19 protein-coding genes, 2 tRNA genes and 1 pseudogene are annotated in these 14,640 nt (G+C 54.9%); 12 read left to right on the forward strand and 10 right to left on the reverse strand.

What is annotated here, in order from left to right:
* From ABSE13_RS11215 to rsmA, 5 genes and pseudogenes are all read left to right on the forward strand, one after another.
* A pseudogene (locus ABSE13_RS11215) lies at positions 1-201 on the forward strand (tRNA pseudouridine(54/55) synthase Pus10); the annotation flags it as partial.
* A gap of 1 nt (position 202) precedes the next feature.
* Positions 203-493, forward strand: a complete 291-nt coding sequence (locus tag ABSE13_RS11220; protein ID WP_424028605.1) for a 50S ribosomal protein L21e — start codon at positions 203-205, stop codon at positions 491-493.
* 21 nt (positions 494-514) lie between these two features.
* Positions 515-865 carry an RNA polymerase Rpb4 family protein gene (locus tag ABSE13_RS11225; protein ID WP_424028636.1) on the forward strand — a complete coding sequence of 117 codons (351 nt, stop codon included), beginning with the start codon at positions 515-517 and terminating at the stop codon, positions 863-865.
* Between the two features lie 11 nt (positions 866-876).
* Positions 877-1,440, forward strand: coding sequence for a DUF655 domain-containing protein (locus tag ABSE13_RS11230; RefSeq protein ID WP_424028606.1), 564 nt, complete (start codon positions 877-879; stop codon positions 1,438-1,440).
* Positions 1,437-2,204: a 16S rRNA (adenine(1518)-N(6)/adenine(1519)-N(6))-dimethyltransferase RsmA gene (rsmA, locus tag ABSE13_RS11235; RefSeq protein ID WP_424028607.1), complete on the forward strand. Its 768-nt coding sequence runs from the start codon at positions 1,437-1,439 to the stop codon at positions 2,202-2,204. The genes ABSE13_RS11230 and rsmA overlap by 4 nt, the downstream gene beginning before the upstream one ends.
* A 104-nt stretch (positions 2,205-2,308) precedes the next feature.
* Here rsmA and ABSE13_RS11240 read toward each other — a convergent pair whose 3' ends face one another.
* On the reverse strand, positions 2,309-2,509 hold the full coding sequence (locus ABSE13_RS11240) for a hypothetical protein (RefSeq protein WP_424028608.1): 201 nt from the start codon (positions 2,507-2,509) through the stop codon (positions 2,309-2,311).
* A 381-nt stretch (positions 2,510-2,890) separates the two neighbouring features.
* Here ABSE13_RS11240 and ABSE13_RS11245 point away from each other — a divergent pair, with 381 nt between their 5' ends.
* On the forward strand, positions 2,891-3,442 hold the full coding sequence (locus ABSE13_RS11245; protein ID WP_424028609.1) for a HemK2/MTQ2 family protein methyltransferase: 552 nt from the start codon (positions 2,891-2,893) through the stop codon (positions 3,440-3,442).
* Between the two features lie 31 nt (positions 3,443-3,473).
* Here ABSE13_RS11245 and ABSE13_RS11250 read toward each other — a convergent pair whose 3' ends face one another.
* The 7 genes from ABSE13_RS11250 to ABSE13_RS11280 all read right to left on the reverse strand — a co-directional run bounded on the left by ABSE13_RS11250 (position 3,474) and on the right by ABSE13_RS11280 (position 7,469).
* Positions 3,474-3,641, reverse strand: coding sequence for a hypothetical protein (locus tag ABSE13_RS11250; protein ID WP_424028610.1), 168 nt, complete (start codon positions 3,639-3,641; stop codon positions 3,474-3,476).
* A gap of 113 nt (positions 3,642-3,754) precedes the next feature.
* Positions 3,755-4,540 carry an ABC transporter permease gene (locus ABSE13_RS11255; protein ID WP_424028611.1) on the reverse strand — a complete coding sequence of 262 codons (786 nt, stop codon included), beginning with the start codon at positions 4,538-4,540 and terminating at the stop codon, positions 3,755-3,757.
* A gap of 2 nt (positions 4,541-4,542) precedes the next feature.
* Positions 4,543-5,514 carry an ABC transporter ATP-binding protein gene (locus tag ABSE13_RS11260; protein ID WP_490356176.1) on the reverse strand — a complete coding sequence of 324 codons (972 nt, stop codon included), beginning with the start codon at positions 5,512-5,514 and terminating at the stop codon, positions 4,543-4,545.
* 24 nt (positions 5,515-5,538) lie between these two features.
* The gene (locus ABSE13_RS11265) at positions 5,539-5,961 is read right to left on the reverse strand and encodes a phosphate-starvation-inducible PsiE family protein (RefSeq protein WP_424028612.1); all 423 of its coding nucleotides are present in this window, start codon (positions 5,959-5,961) and stop codon (positions 5,539-5,541) included.
* An 82-nt stretch (positions 5,962-6,043) separates the two neighbouring features.
* Positions 6,044-6,544: a HEAT repeat domain-containing protein gene (locus tag ABSE13_RS11270; RefSeq protein ID WP_424028613.1), complete on the reverse strand. Its 501-nt coding sequence runs from the start codon at positions 6,542-6,544 to the stop codon at positions 6,044-6,046.
* Positions 6,534-6,881, reverse strand: a complete 348-nt coding sequence (locus ABSE13_RS11275) for a hypothetical protein (RefSeq protein ID WP_424028614.1) — start codon at positions 6,879-6,881, stop codon at positions 6,534-6,536. The genes ABSE13_RS11270 and ABSE13_RS11275 overlap by 11 nt, the downstream gene beginning before the upstream one ends.
* A 210-nt stretch (positions 6,882-7,091) precedes the next feature.
* On the reverse strand, positions 7,092-7,469 hold the full coding sequence (locus ABSE13_RS11280) for a hypothetical protein (protein WP_424028615.1): 378 nt from the start codon (positions 7,467-7,469) through the stop codon (positions 7,092-7,094).
* A gap of 173 nt (positions 7,470-7,642) precedes the next feature.
* Between ABSE13_RS11280 and ABSE13_RS11285 the strand changes: the two genes are divergently transcribed.
* The 3 genes from ABSE13_RS11285 to ABSE13_RS11295 all read left to right on the forward strand — a co-directional run bounded on the left by ABSE13_RS11285 (position 7,643) and on the right by ABSE13_RS11295 (position 10,579).
* Positions 7,643-7,831 carry a hypothetical protein gene (locus tag ABSE13_RS11285; RefSeq protein WP_424028616.1) on the forward strand — a complete coding sequence of 63 codons (189 nt, stop codon included), beginning with the start codon at positions 7,643-7,645 and terminating at the stop codon, positions 7,829-7,831.
* Positions 7,832-8,359: 528 nt separating this feature from the next.
* On the forward strand, positions 8,360-8,920 hold the full coding sequence (locus ABSE13_RS11290; protein ID WP_424028617.1) for a hypothetical protein: 561 nt from the start codon (positions 8,360-8,362) through the stop codon (positions 8,918-8,920).
* Between the two features lie 72 nt (positions 8,921-8,992).
* Complete coding sequence (locus tag ABSE13_RS11295; RefSeq protein WP_424028618.1) at positions 8,993-10,579, forward strand: PKD domain-containing protein; 1,587 nt, start codon at positions 8,993-8,995, stop codon at positions 10,577-10,579.
* Between the two features lie 346 nt (positions 10,580-10,925).
* On the opposite strand, the gene ABSE13_RS11300 is transcribed toward ABSE13_RS11295, so the two are convergent.
* Positions 10,926-11,000, reverse strand: a tRNA-Glu gene (locus ABSE13_RS11300).
* Between the two features lie 181 nt (positions 11,001-11,181).
* Here ABSE13_RS11300 and ABSE13_RS11305 point away from each other — a divergent pair.
* Positions 11,182-12,294 carry an OBG GTPase family GTP-binding protein gene (locus tag ABSE13_RS11305; protein WP_424028619.1) on the forward strand — a complete coding sequence of 371 codons (1,113 nt, stop codon included), beginning with the start codon at positions 11,182-11,184 and terminating at the stop codon, positions 12,292-12,294.
* Positions 12,295-12,433: 139 nt separating this feature from the next.
* Here the strand turns inward: ABSE13_RS11305 and ABSE13_RS11310 are convergent, their stop codons facing one another.
* Positions 12,434-13,552, reverse strand: a complete 1,119-nt coding sequence (locus tag ABSE13_RS11310; RefSeq protein WP_424028620.1) for a tRNA (guanine(10)-N(2))-dimethyltransferase — start codon at positions 13,550-13,552, stop codon at positions 12,434-12,436.
* 61 nt (positions 13,553-13,613) lie between these two features.
* Between ABSE13_RS11310 and ABSE13_RS11315 the strand changes: the two genes are divergently transcribed.
* Positions 13,614-13,688: transfer RNA gene (locus tag ABSE13_RS11315), tRNA-Arg, on the forward strand.
* Between the two features lie 53 nt (positions 13,689-13,741).
* Positions 13,742-14,584 carry a geranylgeranylglycerol-phosphate geranylgeranyltransferase gene (locus tag ABSE13_RS11320; protein WP_424028621.1) on the forward strand — a complete coding sequence of 281 codons (843 nt, stop codon included), beginning with the start codon at positions 13,742-13,744 and terminating at the stop codon, positions 14,582-14,584.
* Positions 14,585-14,640: the final 56 nt, after the last annotated feature.

A 14,640-nucleotide genomic window follows, 5' to 3' on the forward strand; every position in this document is an offset into this window, starting at 1 on the left:
GTCCTCGATATCGAGTGTGTGGGGGAACAGGACGGCAAATTTGTTGTCGAAGTCCTGGGCGAAGCCGGCCTCTACATCAAAGAACTCGTATCCGGGGACTCAGGCAGAACCCAACCAAGTCTTGCCGAGATCCTGAAAAGAACGGCTCACGTCACCAGCCTCGACGTTACACAGGTTGAAGGAGCACAGGAGGGAGAATAACATGGCACATCACAATGGTCCACGAAAGAAAACCCGGTATAAGTTCAAGAAAGATTTAAGAGAGCGGGGGCTGCCACCGTGCACCTGCGTTATCCAGAGATTTGAGATTGGTGACAGGGTACACGTTGTCTGTAACCCCAGTGTCCAGAAAGGAATGCCCCACCGCCGTTTCCACGGCCTGACAGGAACAGTCCTTGGTCAGCGCGGGCGGGCGTGGATGCTCACTATCCGCGACGGTAACGCCGACAAAATCGTCATTGCACGACCACAACATCTAAAAGCACAAAAGTAAATTGTCTGTCAGGTGATTGGCATCAAAGTCAAGGGTATAGTTAGCGAAGAGAAGGTTACGCTCCCCGAGATGCGCAGCGTCCTCCTCCGGGTGGAATCCGAACGGATCGCCGCCGAAAAGGAGATGTCTTACGAGTTCCGGCGCAGTATCGAGCATGCCAATCAGCTTGCAAAGACCAGTCCCGAGAAGTCCCGGGAGCTGGTGACTGAACTCTCCAGGCTCGAAAAGATGAAGCCGGAGATTGCGTTCCGGATTGCCAACATCATGCCCAAGACACGGGATGAAGTGAGGGCAATCTTTGCAAAAGAGCGCTTTACCTTATCTCCGGAAGAGATCGATACGATTATAGAACTGGTAACGACACACTTCTGAGGTGTGGTCTTGTGAAGGCGGAGAAAAAAGAGGTCAACGCGATCGTACTGGATGTGCTTATGAAAGGGCACGCGGACGATCCCCGCCCCTCATTCAAGCGGGAACCGCTTGTCCAGGCTATGGGTCTTGAGCAGTTCAAACTTCTTGAACTGGTACCAAAACCCACGGTCAGGATTGAGCTGTACGAGAAGGTCTATATCGGTGATGCCGAGCGGGAGAAGGTCGAGCGCGTTAAGCGCCGTATCGGGTATGACGACCTGACCCAGACCGCAAAAGGCGAACTCCCGTTCATTATTGAGAAGATTATCAAGGAGCGGGAACAGGATTTTGTCCTGTTCTTCAACAAAGCGATCTCGATCACGCCGAAACTTCACATGCTCCACCTCCTGCCAGGCATCGGCAAGAAACTGATGTGGGAGATCCTCGAAGAGCGGAACAAGAAGCCGTTTGCGAATTTTGCCGATATCTCGGCAAGGATCAAGGCAATACCACATCCCGAGAAGATGATCCTGGCACGGATCCTTGAGGAGCTCCAGGACAAGGACGTCAAATACCACGTCTTTACCACGAAATGAAAGCGCACCACGACCAGCACTTCCTCATTGACACGAACGCGGTAAACCGCATAGCAGACCTTGCAGAGGTGCAGGGGAAGAATGTGCTCGAGATTGGACCGGGCAACGGGGTGTTAACCCGTGCCCTGCTCAACCGCGGTGCCATCCTTCATGCGATAGAGCTTGACGGGATGCTCTGCGAACAGCTCACCGATACCTTTTCTGAAGAGATCGAATCCGGTCAGCTGACGCTCCAGCATGGCGATGCCACCCGTTGCGAGATCCCACCGTTCGATATCACGGTCTCCAACCTTCCCTATTCTGCCTCCTCCAAGATCACGTTCCGTCTGCTGCTGCAGGGATTCGAGGTCGCGGTGCTGATGTTCCAGACCGAGTTTGCCGAGCGGATGGTGGCAAAGGCGGGGACAAAAGACTGCGGACGGCTTTCCATTATGGTGCAGACCTATGCGGCCGTGCAGACCTGCTTCCGGCTTCCTCCGCAGTGCTTCTCGCCGCGACCACAGGTGCATTCCACGGTAGTGAAGATCTTTCCCCGGGACCCGATCTTCTTTATCGGCGACCGTCGGCTGTACGCGGACGTGGTCCGTGCGCTTTTCTCGCACCGTCGCAAGACCGTGCGCAATGGTCTCAGGGGTGCGGTCGGCAGCATGCTTGGCGAGGCCTGGGTCGGGCGCGTAATCGCCGCGTTGCCGGAAGAGATTCTCAAAAGCAGGCCCGAGGAACTGTACCTTGAGGATTTTGCAACGATTGCAAATATTCCCTGACCCTCTTTTTCCCGGTGCAGGAGTGTTTCACCGGCCTGCATCGGTTGATCATGTCCGCGTAACGTCCGGGAACCTGTTCCCGGACCTGAACTCAGCCAGGTTTTCTATCGCTGGCGGATGGTGAACCAGTACCATGCCGCGTTGAAGAGGAACGTGCCGGTACAGAGACCAATAAACCAGAGGAAGAGTGTAGCGTCCATCGACATGTCGGGGAAGAGAAAGCCGCTCACTGCGTCGAAGGCGAACGAGAAGACGATCCAGAACGCTATATTGAGGAAGATCCTGCTGCTGTCCATTGTTGTCACTAAGTCGTATGAAGCGGGGAGGTCATAAGGGAATATGGCGGACGGTGATCCCAGAAAAAATGGATCCCAAATATCAGGAAAATTAAAAAAAAGTTGGAAATCCTGACTGTTTACCCGTCAGAGTCCAATATACTGGTAATTACCATAATATTCTTCTCTCATTTTCAACCGGGTCCCGAATAGGTGCATACTCACATCACCGCTGCTTCTCCTTTCGGAAGAAATGGGCGGCATTTCTCTCATATAAACCTCCGGTGAGTATATGGTATAAATACTCTATAATTTCGATATGGGATTTTTTACCCGGTAATACTCCGATCTATCTGTCCCGGCAGTCATCCGATCTCTTTTTGCGCATACCGCCCAACCATTCTGTTACCTATGCACTACGACCCCTGTCAGGTGTACCAGCCGGAGGCCGACACGTACCTCCTGCTCGATGCAGCCCGGGCGGAAGTGAAGCCTGGTGATCGGGTGCTGGAAGTGGGTACGGGTTCAGGACTGATTGCAGCCGAACTTACGAAAGTGGCCCCGACTATGGCAACCGATATCAACCCGCATGCGGCGCTGTGTGCCCGTGAGGCAGGAGTCGGGATCGTGCGCTGCAACCTGTTCGATGCGATCCGCGGGAAGTTTGACATCGTTCTCTTCAATCCCCCCTACCTCCCCACGGAACCGCACGAGCGGATCGATGACTGGCTCGAGTATGCCCTTGATGGCGGTAAGACCGGGCGGGAGACCATCGAACGGTTTGCATCCGGTGTTTCCCGGGTGCTGGCTGAAGGGGGAAGGATACTCCTGCTGGTATCATCACTGACCGGGCCTGAAGAGATACGGGAGCTGTTTGCCCGGCACGGCTATATCGCTGAAGTGATCCGCGAGGAGCGGGTAGAGGAGGAGATCCTCTATGTCCTGCGGATTCTGATCAGATGAGCGCTTTTTACAAATCCCTTTCTGTATCTTGTTACTGGTGTAACCGCAGCACAATGACAATAAGATTTGTCACGAGGATCAGGCCGATCATCATGAATGCCGGCCAGAGCCAGACAACGTCGCCAAGGAAGAGCAGGGCGAGTATCAGCCCGGCCGTGGAAAAAAGGTACAGGAAGTACAGTTGCGCCAGGCGGACCATAGGTGTCTCTTATCCTACTCTTGCCGGAAGGACATAATATCATTCCTGTCAGGCCGGCCCATGACCGGAATGCAAAAAATGGGCTGGAAGTGTTCCCGGTATAAGCGCACGCTTCAGACAATCAATCGTCGCCGCATCAGGTTAATCGAGAGGATGCAGAAGGCTGCGGTGACTACGAGAATCCATGCGACATGGACAAGGATCATCCACGAGAACGACGGCAGGGTGAACATCCGCATGATCGCAACGAGATGGGTGAGCGGGAGGATGGCAAACGCAACGTACTGGAGGAAGACCGGCATCAGCGTGAGGGGGAAGAAGGTCCCCGAGAAGAGGGACATCGGCGTGATGAAGAGGAACGAGGGATAGTTCAGGGTGTCGATCCCGGGGCTGATTGCGGTAAAGCACATCGCGATTCCGGCAAACATCAGGCCGCCGAGGAACCCGAACGGGATCACGAGCAGGGCGAGAGGCAGGGAGATCACGCCGAACGCTGCAAGGACCGGCAGCATGATGATCACGTAGATCACGCTGCGGGTGGCACCCCAGAGCAGTTCGCCCGCTATCACGTCTTCGATCGAGAGCGGGGTTGCGATCATGGCATCGAAACTCTTCTGGTAGTACATCCTGACGTACGAACCGTAGGTGCACTCAAAGAACGCGGAATTCATGACCGCGATGGCAAGTATGGCCGGGGCAATGAAGTTCACGTACGGGATCCCATTGATATCGTGCACGTACGACCCGATGCCAAGGCCGATGGCAAAGAGGTAGAGCAACGCTTCCACTAAGGGCGGGAAGAAGTTCACCTGCCAGGTCCGGACAAAGACAACCATGTTCCGGTGCCAGACCTTCCCGGCCCGGCGGGTGATTCTCGGGATGGAGATGAGTGACGCCATGGTCATTCCCTCAGGGTCCTCCCGGTGAGTTTTAAGAAGACGTCTTCAAGCGTTGCCGGGCGGGTGGTGAATTTCCCCGGTGTGCACTTCTCGAGCAGGATCCGGGCGACCTCGCGGGATGATTCCGTGGCGATCTGGATTCCGTCACCGGTCTCTTCGAACGGGATCCCGAGTTCCCTGAGGCACGCGATCACCTCCGCCGATTTCTCCACTTCGACAATCTCATGACCTACGTGCTGTTTCACAAGGTCAGCAGGAGCTCCTTCGACCAGGATCTTCCCGTTGTCCATGATCACGAGCCGGTCGCAGAGCCGGGCTGCCTCGTCAAGGTAATGGGTAGTCATGACGATCGTATTGCCCTGTGCCTGCAGGCTCCGGAGTTTCTCCCAGATCAGGTGCCTGGCCTGAGGGTCGAGGCCGATGGTGGGTTCGTCGAGGATGAGCAGGTCGGGATTATTGACGAGTGCCCGTGCAAGGATCAGCCGGCGCTTCATCCCGCCGGACAACTTCTCGACTTCTACGTCCCGTTTCTCCTGCAGCTGGACAAATGCCAGCAGTTCATCGGCTTTTTTCGTGGCTTCCTCCGAAGGAATATCGAAGTACCTCGAAAAATAATAGAGGTTGCCAAAGCAGGTGAAATCGGGATCGAGGTTCGTTTCCTGCGGGACTACGCCAAGACGCCCCTTGATCTCCGCGGGGTTTTTGTCCGGGTCCATACCCAGCACGTTGAGCGTACCGGACGAACGGGGCGAAACGCAGGTGATCATCTTCATCGTTGTGGTTTTGCCAGCGCCATTGGGGCCGAGGAACCCAAAGATCTCACCTTTTCTCACCTCAAAACAGATACCGTCCACGGCCATAACGGCACCGTAGTTCTTTCTCAGATCCTTGGCTTCGATGATCGCGGGGATACTCTCACCATTCCTCTCAGGAGCTTCTGCGGGCGTACTAAAAAATCCTCGCGATTGGATCAACCGTAAACTGGGAGTAAAAAAGGGTTATCCGAGAGGTTCCGGCTTGACAAGGACGATTCCGGCAATCAGCACTGCAAGGAGGGCTACTGTCCCGAACAACATGGCAGGGTCGACCGTTGCAACATTGTATACAAGGACATGGCGCACCATACCCGTGAGCCCGGCAATGAGGAGTGCCCGCACTTCGACGCGTTTTGTCCTGAAATAGACCGTGACGGTCTCAAACAGAACGATGATCGTGATCGTAAGGAGGAGGGCGTAGATGACATTGACAAGGCCGTTGGCGAAGTCCCGGGATACGATCATCTGAGCGATCAGCTGGAGTGCGTCCCAGACGGAAAAAAAGGCGATTACGGTCAGCAGTATCGCCACGATGGTGTAGAGGATCAGCGGTACAAGCGAAAAGAAAGAGATGAGATTTTCCATGATTGAATGGCTCTTATCCATAGACAGACCTCGATGTTGAAGATAGTGTGTGGCGTCGTGAGAATATAAAAATGGGGGAACCTTTTACCCCAGGGAATGTGTGTTATTTCTCAATGCGGAGGAGTGCGGCTTCTGCAGCCTCACGCACCTCAGAGAAGGGATCGTCCAGCAGGTGTTTCAGTGGCAGGGCCGCCCTCCTGTCACCCAGCCTGCCGAGCACAAGCGCTGCCCCGATCCGCACTTCGATCTCCTTGTCCTTCAGGAGACGGATGACGGCCATTGAAGATTGAGGATCCCTGATCTTCCCGAGTGCCGCAAGGGATGCGGCACGGACTACCGGATCGGCATCGTCGAGTGCATGGATGAGGGTGGGAACAGCGGATGAATCGGCGAGCCGCCCGAGTGCCTGCACAACCTCACACCGGACCACCGGGTGAGGATCAGAGAGCGCGGCTGCGAGTTGTGGGATTGCCAAAGGATTACCCGATTTTCCCAGATCCCCTGCGGACTCCCTGCGTTTTTTGACCGACGAGGCCTGCAGCCCGGCTGCGATAGCAGTGATATCTTTCAATCGCATGTCCGGAGTGACGGGATCAATGCTCACAGGCATTCCCGGACTCATATGCTGAGATAACGTTCTGTGCGACTTCAGGAGAGAGTCGGTCATGGATCAGGTGCACCAGCGCCTCGACGTCCTCTACCGGGAGGCACCCGAGGCTCTCTTCGCCCTTCCTGATCAGGTCCGTAATGTAGGTGAGTTCGTCGTTACCGAGACTGCTGATGCGCCGGATAAAATCGTCGCTGTCCTCGGAAAAATGGTTGGAAACCGGGGGCAGGATCGAATGGAACATATGCCCGGAGCCGGAGCAGGTCAGGTCCCCGCATTCCGGTGCAAGTTTCTTCAGTATCGCAATATCTTTCTCATCGAGTTCGCGTGGCATGATGGAGTACCCGGCTAATTATTTCCTTGGCTTGGGAATAAACGTGCGTGATGGGCACCGTTCGCTCTCGCGATCCGGTGAGGTCTCTCCATTGATGCGGCATTCACTCCGGTCAGGGAACCCGGGTATGTAACTGGCACAATCAGCACAGGTTGGCATATACGGACTTCTTCGTGTACACCCGATTAACGCTTGCTGCAGAAAAAAAGATCAGAAATATTTGCCAAGCCAGTTTTTTATCCCGGCAAAGACCCCGCCGGAACTTCCGGAACCAGATGACTTCTTACCGGACCGGGGCTGTATGGTCTGGGGGGACCGGGAGATTGTCCTGCGGACCGGGGGTGCTTCACGCTCGGGAATGTCGCGGAGTGTACCCTGGCTCTCTGAGCCATCCGATTCGAAACCCCAGGCAAATCCAATCTTATACGCCCGTTCATTCTGCCGTATCCAGTTTGCGGCATTCATATACCCGCGATCTTCAGCTTTCTTGATAGTGTCCTGGTGATCCTGGGTGAAATGAATCTCACGCTGGAGAGCGACTAATTCTTCATATACCTTTCCGGGGACTTTGATCTTCTCCCTGCTCATAACTCCTCATATAGGGATATGCTGGGATACGATATTTAATGTTTCCCCCAAAAAACGCACAAAATGGGGTTTAATCGTAATCCGGATTGTACGGAATCCCCGGAACACGCATCGCACAAGATTGATAAGCGCACTGGTCAATTGAGCAATATAGCCCATGGGGAGAGCGGATTATGGTAAAAGTAATATATGAAGGCGACGATTTCAAGCGTATGCACCGGACCGACATGCTGGCGCTGCAGCGGATCGTGGATGCAAAAAAATTCGGTATTCACGAGATAAAATACAAGGAATCTACGATCAAGGTAGAGATCAAGAAAAAAGGCGACGATATTGTTGTCAAGCGATGGCGTGCAATCTGATTGCCCCTTATTTATAATCTTTTTTTAAGGACTCTCATCAGATTGTAGCCGGACCCGGTCTTAATCGTAATTATCCGGTTCCTTTCTGCACTTCGCCACCGGATATTCACGGCAATCGTTCCGTTTGCTTTTATCCCGTTTTCATCCATATCTTACGGGAAACCCGGATATATAAGGACCTCTTCCGGAATAATGTCCGGTAAACGATCCGGCCGGACCGGGTCATATTCTCGTATTCTGCCAAAGATCTCCGGAAATGCAGCGAACCCCGGCTGCTGCCAGCCGGACACCAGAGAACACTTTCTCCGTTTTATTCCTGACCACGTATGCACTCTGTCGACAAGCGGTTTATTATCAGATTGATTTCTACAGATTTCTACAAATTGTATTGTTTGTTGTAGTAATCGAAACGTTTATCTTACAAAATGTTACATATACTTTACAAGGAAACTGAAAGACCAGTCTGCCGGGAAATCCGACAGTTTCACTCGCTCTGGACAGGTTTCCCTTTAATGAATGTGATTAACCATGAAGATCCAGAAACCAGGATTTCTTAAAAACTGCGGCTACATTGGCATCATTGCTTCGGTGTTACTTATCATGAGCCTAGTAGTGGCAGGATGTACCCAGAGTTCCTCTGACAATTCCGGCCAGTCAGCAGCAGTATCGTCCCCGACAGATACCTCCGGGAACAGCGCACCCGATCAGGGTGCCGGTTCCGCGGCACCGGTAGACACCAGCCAGCAGGGTACCGGTGTTTCACCGGCCGGAACTTATATGCAGGGTCAGCACTCCGGAGGGAATTTCCTGAGCAACGAGACCCGCGTTGCGGCAGCTGCACAGACCCTCGGGGTGTCCGAGAGCGATCTTACCAATGCCCTGACCCCCCCGGCCCAGGGTCGTGTAAACCTCACAGACGCGGCAGCACAGTTGTCTGCGGCATCAGGGACCACCATAACGACGGCCCAGCTCATGGCGGCATTCGGGATGCATGGCGGACCAAGGAATGGCAGCTACCAGGGGAACGGACAAAATGCTGCCATGCATAGTGGCAACACTCAATCCGGTAACACTGCTTCCGGACAGTGAGATACAGATGTATCATGGGCTGGGATGAGTATGAACACTAAAACTTTTTTTCTGGTTTTCTGTCTGACCATTGTGGTTCTTGGGATTATTACATCGTCAGTATCTGCGGATGGTAATACAACAGCAACGGCTACACCTACGCCGACTGCTACCCCAACGCCAACAGCAACGGCTACACCTACGCCGACTGCTACCCCAACGCCAACAGCAACAGCTACACCTACACCGACTGCTACCCCAACGCCAACAGCAACAGCTACACCTACACCGACTGCTACCCCAACGCCAACAGCAACGGCTACACCTACACCGACTGCTACCCCAACGCCAACAGCAACAACTACACCTACACCGACCGTCATCAGTGTCTCACCGGCGTCAGGCACGACTCTTGGGGGGACCGTTGTGACTATCACTGGCAGCGGTTTTTCCGAGGGCAACGAAGGCGATGTGAGCCAGGTAATGTTTGGCAGCACAGCGGCTACCGGATATACATTTGTCAGCGATTCAGTAATCACCGCTTCCGCCCCGGCTGAGGCAGTCGGAATGGTTGACATCACCGTTATCACCTCCGGCGGCACATCAAGCGGCACATCTGCGAGGTCAACAGCCGACGAATACACCTATACAGCAGCAACGACTACAATCCCGACCGTGACAAGCATTTCACCGACGTACGGCCCGGTTTCCGTCGGTACCCCGATAACCATCACCGGGACAGGCTTTACCGGAGCGACTGCGGTAACCATTGGCGGCACAGCAGCTACCAGTGTCGTGGTTGTCAGCGATACAGAGATCACCGCAACCACCCCGGCCAGTTCATCCGTAGGACAAGTTGACGTCACCGTTACAACCCCCAGCGGCACATCCGCAACCGTGTCCGGTGACCAATACACATTTGCAGAAGCGGCAACAACCGTCCCGTTGCCTCTCTTTTCCGCCTCACCGACATCCGGGGCTGCACCCCTTGAGGTAGAGTTTGAGGACGAGTCGACCGGGTCCCCGGCATCCTGGAGCTGGAGTTTTGGGGATGGCAATACCAGCACCTTGGAAGATCCCACCTATACCTATCTGGACAACGGGACGTACTCCGTGACACTGACGGAACAGAACTCTCTCGGAGAAAACGCAACAACCGAGACTGATTATATCGTAGTCGGGGGTTCGGGTCCGGCAGCGGATTTTACCGCGACTCCCACGTCCGGAACAGCCCCGCTGACCGTCCAGTTCACCGATACTTCGACCGGGTCCCCTACCACCTGGCTCTGGGATTTCGGGGACGGGACGACCGATTCAGATGAGAGCCCGTCCCATAGTTACACCAGTCCCGGTGTATACAGCGTCTCCCTTATCGCATCGAACAGTGACGGTAGTAATACGTTTTCGCAACCGGATGCCATCACGGTTTCCTCAGTAACCACCGCTCCTACAGATACCGGAATTTATACACCCCTGCCTACGACTGCCGACACGTTTGCGATACCGGCTGCTACGCAGCAGGCATCGGACAGCAGCAGTGCTGCCTGGCTGCAGCAGGAGAACGCGAAGTCAGCAGCAATGGCTGTTGCAACCCCGGCCAATGGATCAAGTTTACCCCCGGTAATTTCCCTGATTTCTCTGGTATGTGTGGTTTTATTCCTCAGGAAAAACCATCAATAATCCCCAATTTATCCGGGTGACATGACAAACCCCGTCCCCGGCCCCCCCCTTTCTGACATATCATAATCCGTTTCATTTTCAATTCCCATTCATGGTTCTCTCCTTTGGAAATGTATCCTGATGATCGACGGGCCAACCGTACAATCGTCCGGTGAAATTGAAAAAATGACGGATGGTATTCTGCCTGTAAGGCCGGCCATCTGCTCTCACATTTTTACATTAGTGATCCCATGGCAGGGATCAGTGATGGTCTCGGCCTGGAAAGAGAAAGGGGGACTTTCGTCCGCTTATGAATAAACGCGATGCTGGAATCAGAGGACTCGTGGATTCCAACCGTAGAACAGGATGCTGCTATGGGGATTCGAACCCCAGTCGCGAGCGTGAGAGGCTCGCATGATTGGCCGGACTACACTATAGCAGCAGAGTTGCCTAATAAACTGGGCGATGAGTTTACTTATAGTTTTTTACGGATGCCGTCCGCCCTCCTCAAAGCCGCAGGTTTTCGGCCGAATGCGCAGCGATGGTAATCCACCTCTCCGCAAAGCCGATGTGACCCGGGATATAAACAACTATATCTCGGACGTGCGGCGAATAATATAGGAATGAGTAGTCTTGAAGAACAGATCAAGGAGCTCGAAGACGAGCTCGTCAAAACCCCGTATAACAAGGCTACGTCAAAGCATATCGGCAGAATCAAGGCAAAGATAGCCCGTCTCCGCGACGAAGCGGTCAACCGCGCGATGAAAGCCGGCGGGGGCGGCGAAGGTTACCAGGTCAAGAAGTCCGGCGACGCAACCGCTGTTCTCGTCGGATTCCCTTCAACCGGTAAAAGTACGCTCCTCAACAAACTCACCGGCACCGCGAGCGCGGTTGCCGCATATGCGTTCACCACCCTCACGGTAGTTCCCGGTGCACTCGAGCACAAGGGAGCGAGGATCCAGATTCTCGATATCCCGGGGCTCATTGCCGGCGCAGCGATGGGCAAGGGCCGGGGCAAGGAAGTCATCGCGGTCGTCCGGGGTGCTGATATCATTATTATTCTCGTGGATGTCTTCAACGAGCGACATTTTGATGTGCTCCTCAAGGAACTCCATGATGCCGGGATCCGGATCAACGTCCCCAAGCCGGATATCACCATCAAGAAATCCTCGGTGGGTGGCATACGGCTCAACGCCGTTGGTACCCTCGATCTCGATATCGAGGAAGTCCGGTCCATCCTTGCCGAGAGCAAGATGATGAATGCCGAAATCCTGATCCGCGGGAACGCTACGCAGGACGATCTGATCGATGCAGTGCAGGGCAATCGCGTCTATATCCCCGCCTTCATCGCGGTCAACAAGGTTGACCTCGTGGATAAGGAACAGTATCTTGAGATCGAGCACGATATTGCCGACCGGTTCGGCAGCCAGCCGCTCATGATATCGGCAGCAGCGGGCTATCACACCGAGGAACTCAAGGATGCGATCTATGACAGCCTCGGGTTCATGCGGGTCTACTTAAAACCCGTTGGTGAAGAGGCTGACCTCGAAGAGCCGCTGATCGTCCGGAGGAAGAGCACGGTTGAAGACGTTTGTAATAAGCTCCACCGGGAGTTCGTGCAAAAATTCCGGTACGCGAGGATCTGGGGAAAGTCAGTCAAGCACCCTGGCCAAAGGGTTGGGTTGACCCACAAACTCATTGACGGCGACCTGCTCACGATCATCGTCGAGCATTAGAACACTTTTTTCAATGTTTTTTTAACTGTGTTGAATGCGCCATTCCTAATCACAAAGATCAGGATTCCCCCGGGATCGTACAGGAACCGGGTGAATAAAGGCGGGCCTCAGCCTCCCTGTGGAATAACGAATACCTGACCTATGATCGGGTGCCTATCGCATCGAGAATGACCGGCAGCGGCGCTTCGGTCTTGATCCCATAGCCCGAGAAATGGGTGCGGGTCGCAGGGTACCCTGCCTCACAGATCCGGTTGAGTACCACGGCGATGTTGGGGGGTGAGCAGCCCAGCCGTTTTGCGAGCACGTGATAATCGTAATGGCTCGAGGTGGGCAGTTCCCCGCCGCAGAGGTCCAGCAGTTTCGTGATCTCTTTTGCTGATCCCGGTTCCGTGGTCGTCAACCGCTGCTGCAGATTGGCCAGTATATTCCCGCTATGGAGTTGGCCAAGCCAGAGGGGCCCGATGGGCTGGAGTCTCTCCCCGCAGTGCGGGCAGGTGAGGGTGGACGGGAACATTGAGCGCTCCTCTTCGCGGTACGGGCATTTCCGGCACTGGTGGACGAACCCGAGCCGGGCAAGAGTGTCATCTGCCGCCGTGGTCCCGCGCAGGAGACGGGTGTGGAGCCGGAAGAAATGCTCGCGGGCATAGCAGAAGACTGGTTCGACTCCCCGGTCATAGCGTGCAGTGGCCCGGACTACGAACCCGAGCAGGATGCGGAGACCGACTTCGCTGTGGTACTCGGTATTCATCGGGAACGCGTTGTACCGCCGGATCCCGGCCTTGAGGTGAGCACCGCAGAGTGGTGCCGTATCCGTTGCTGTGACGAACAGGAACCGGCGTGTCCCCTTTACGCCCGTATCGATGAACGGCGCCGGTGTCCCGAACGGGTCCAGGTCGACCGCATCGAAGGACTGTTCCGACAGGAGTGCGTTCACATCCCGCTGGACAACGGTGACCGGTAATCCCGATCTTTCCACATTGCGGGTGATCAGGTTGATTGCCACCGGATCGCGATCGCTGATCGTGACGGGTATCCCGCACTCGTTGGCTACCCGGAGGCCACGGATACCGGTGGCGCCCATTGCGTCGAGGTAATCGGAGGGTTCGAGGATCGGAAGGAGCAGGATGGTGATGTCCCGGTTCAGCTGCATCCTCCGGTTGAAGAAGATGGGGGCGGATCCCGGCGGGAACTGGGCCCTGTCGTCCTGGACCGGGACAAGGAATGATGTAGTTCCCTCCCGTGCCTCAATGAGATCCATGGTGCCAGAGATGTTCCACCGCGCAAAACTTATACATATTCCCCTGCAATGGATATGGGCAGGGCGAGTGGCTTAGCCCGGACATAGCGTCAGCCTCCTAAGCTGAATGCCGGGGGTTCAAATCCCCCCTCGCCCGTTTAAAATCACTTTTCGCGCATTTTATGTACCGGATGATCAGAGAATAATCCAATGACCGCTGCAGGTTTTTTCCGGATCACGCGTCCCGTCAATGCAGTTGTTGCCGGTATTGCAGCCGTTATCGCGTATCTTGTTGCCACCGGAACGCTCGTTCCGGAAGTCATCCTCCTGCTCGTGATCGTCACTTCCATCACGGCGGCAGGAAATGTGATCAACGATTGTTACGATGCAGATATCGACGCAGTCAACCGCTCGGACCGCCCGATCCCGTCAGGTCAGGTCTCCCGCCGGGCCGCGTTGTGGTATGCAGTCCTGCTCTTCCTTGCGGGGATCGCAATCAGTTTCTTCACAACACCGCTCTGTATCGGGTTTGCCGCCTTCAACTCCCTGCTGCTCGTACTCTATGCCACCCGGCTGAAGGGTATGCCCCTCGCAGGGAATATAGCCGTGGCCTACCTGACCGGCAGCATGTTTCTTTTCGGCGGGGCGTTTGCCGGGTATGCCGGGTTCGTCCACCTGGTTCCCCTTGCAGTTATCACCTTCCTTGCCACCATGGCCCGGGAACTCCTGAAGGATGCAGAGGATGTGGACGGCGACGCTGCTGGCGGTGCGTCGACACTCCCGATCCGGATCGGCGTGAGAAAAACCGCGTACTGTGCGTTTGCGTTTACCGTACTCTCAACAGCTGCAAGTATCATCCCCTTCTGGTGGTGGGGTGTCCCGTATCTTGCAATGATTGGAATAGTCGATCTCCTTCTCCTGGTTGCGGCATACCGCACCCTTACCTGTGATACCCCGGCCTGCATCCGGAAATCCGGTGCCTCGGGGCTCCTGAAATACAGCATGTTCGCCTCCCTTGTCGTATTCACCATATCTGCCCTTTTCCTTGTCTGAATGTATCGCCAAAAAAGGACCCCCCCTTCAATCCGTGCCGGTTTTTTTCAAGCAAC

The sequence above is a fragment of the Methanoregula sp. genome, assembly GCF_049518935.1.
GTDB lineage: Archaea > Halobacteriota > Methanomicrobia > Methanomicrobiales > Methanospirillaceae > Methanoregula.

Coding starts and splice junctions, on each gene's coding strand:
- ABSE13_RS11305 (WP_424028619.1), top strand. CDS start 11,182: ATGAGTAGTCTTGAAGAACAGATCAAGGAGCTCGAAGACGAGCTCGTC.
- ABSE13_RS11250 (WP_424028610.1), bottom strand. CDS start 3,641: ATGGTCCGCCTGGCGCAACTGTACTTCCTGTACCTTTTTTCCACGGCC.
- ABSE13_RS11285 (WP_424028616.1), top strand. CDS start 7,643: ATGGTAAAAGTAATATATGAAGGCGACGATTTCAAGCGTATGCACCGG.
- ABSE13_RS11255 (WP_424028611.1), bottom strand. CDS start 4,540: ATGGCGTCACTCATCTCCATCCCGAGAATCACCCGCCGGGCCGGGAAG.
- ABSE13_RS11280 (WP_424028615.1), bottom strand. CDS start 7,469: ATGAGCAGGGAGAAGATCAAAGTCCCCGGAAAGGTATATGAAGAATTA.
- ABSE13_RS11290 (WP_424028617.1), top strand. CDS start 8,360: ATGAAGATCCAGAAACCAGGATTTCTTAAAAACTGCGGCTACATTGGC.
- ABSE13_RS11310 (WP_424028620.1), bottom strand. CDS start 13,552: ATGGATCTCATTGAGGCACGGGAGGGAACTACATCATTCCTTGTCCCG.
- ABSE13_RS11220 (WP_424028605.1), top strand. CDS start 203: ATGGCACATCACAATGGTCCACGAAAGAAAACCCGGTATAAGTTCAAG.
- ABSE13_RS11320 (WP_424028621.1), top strand. CDS start 13,742: ATGACCGCTGCAGGTTTTTTCCGGATCACGCGTCCCGTCAATGCAGTT.
- rsmA (WP_424028607.1), top strand. CDS start 1,437: ATGAAAGCGCACCACGACCAGCACTTCCTCATTGACACGAACGCGGTA.
- ABSE13_RS11275 (WP_424028614.1), bottom strand. CDS start 6,881: ATGCCACGCGAACTCGATGAGAAAGATATTGCGATACTGAAGAAACTT.
- ABSE13_RS11265 (WP_424028612.1), bottom strand. CDS start 5,961: ATGGATAAGAGCCATTCAATCATGGAAAATCTCATCTCTTTCTTTTCG.
- ABSE13_RS11245 (WP_424028609.1), top strand. CDS start 2,891: ATGCACTACGACCCCTGTCAGGTGTACCAGCCGGAGGCCGACACGTAC.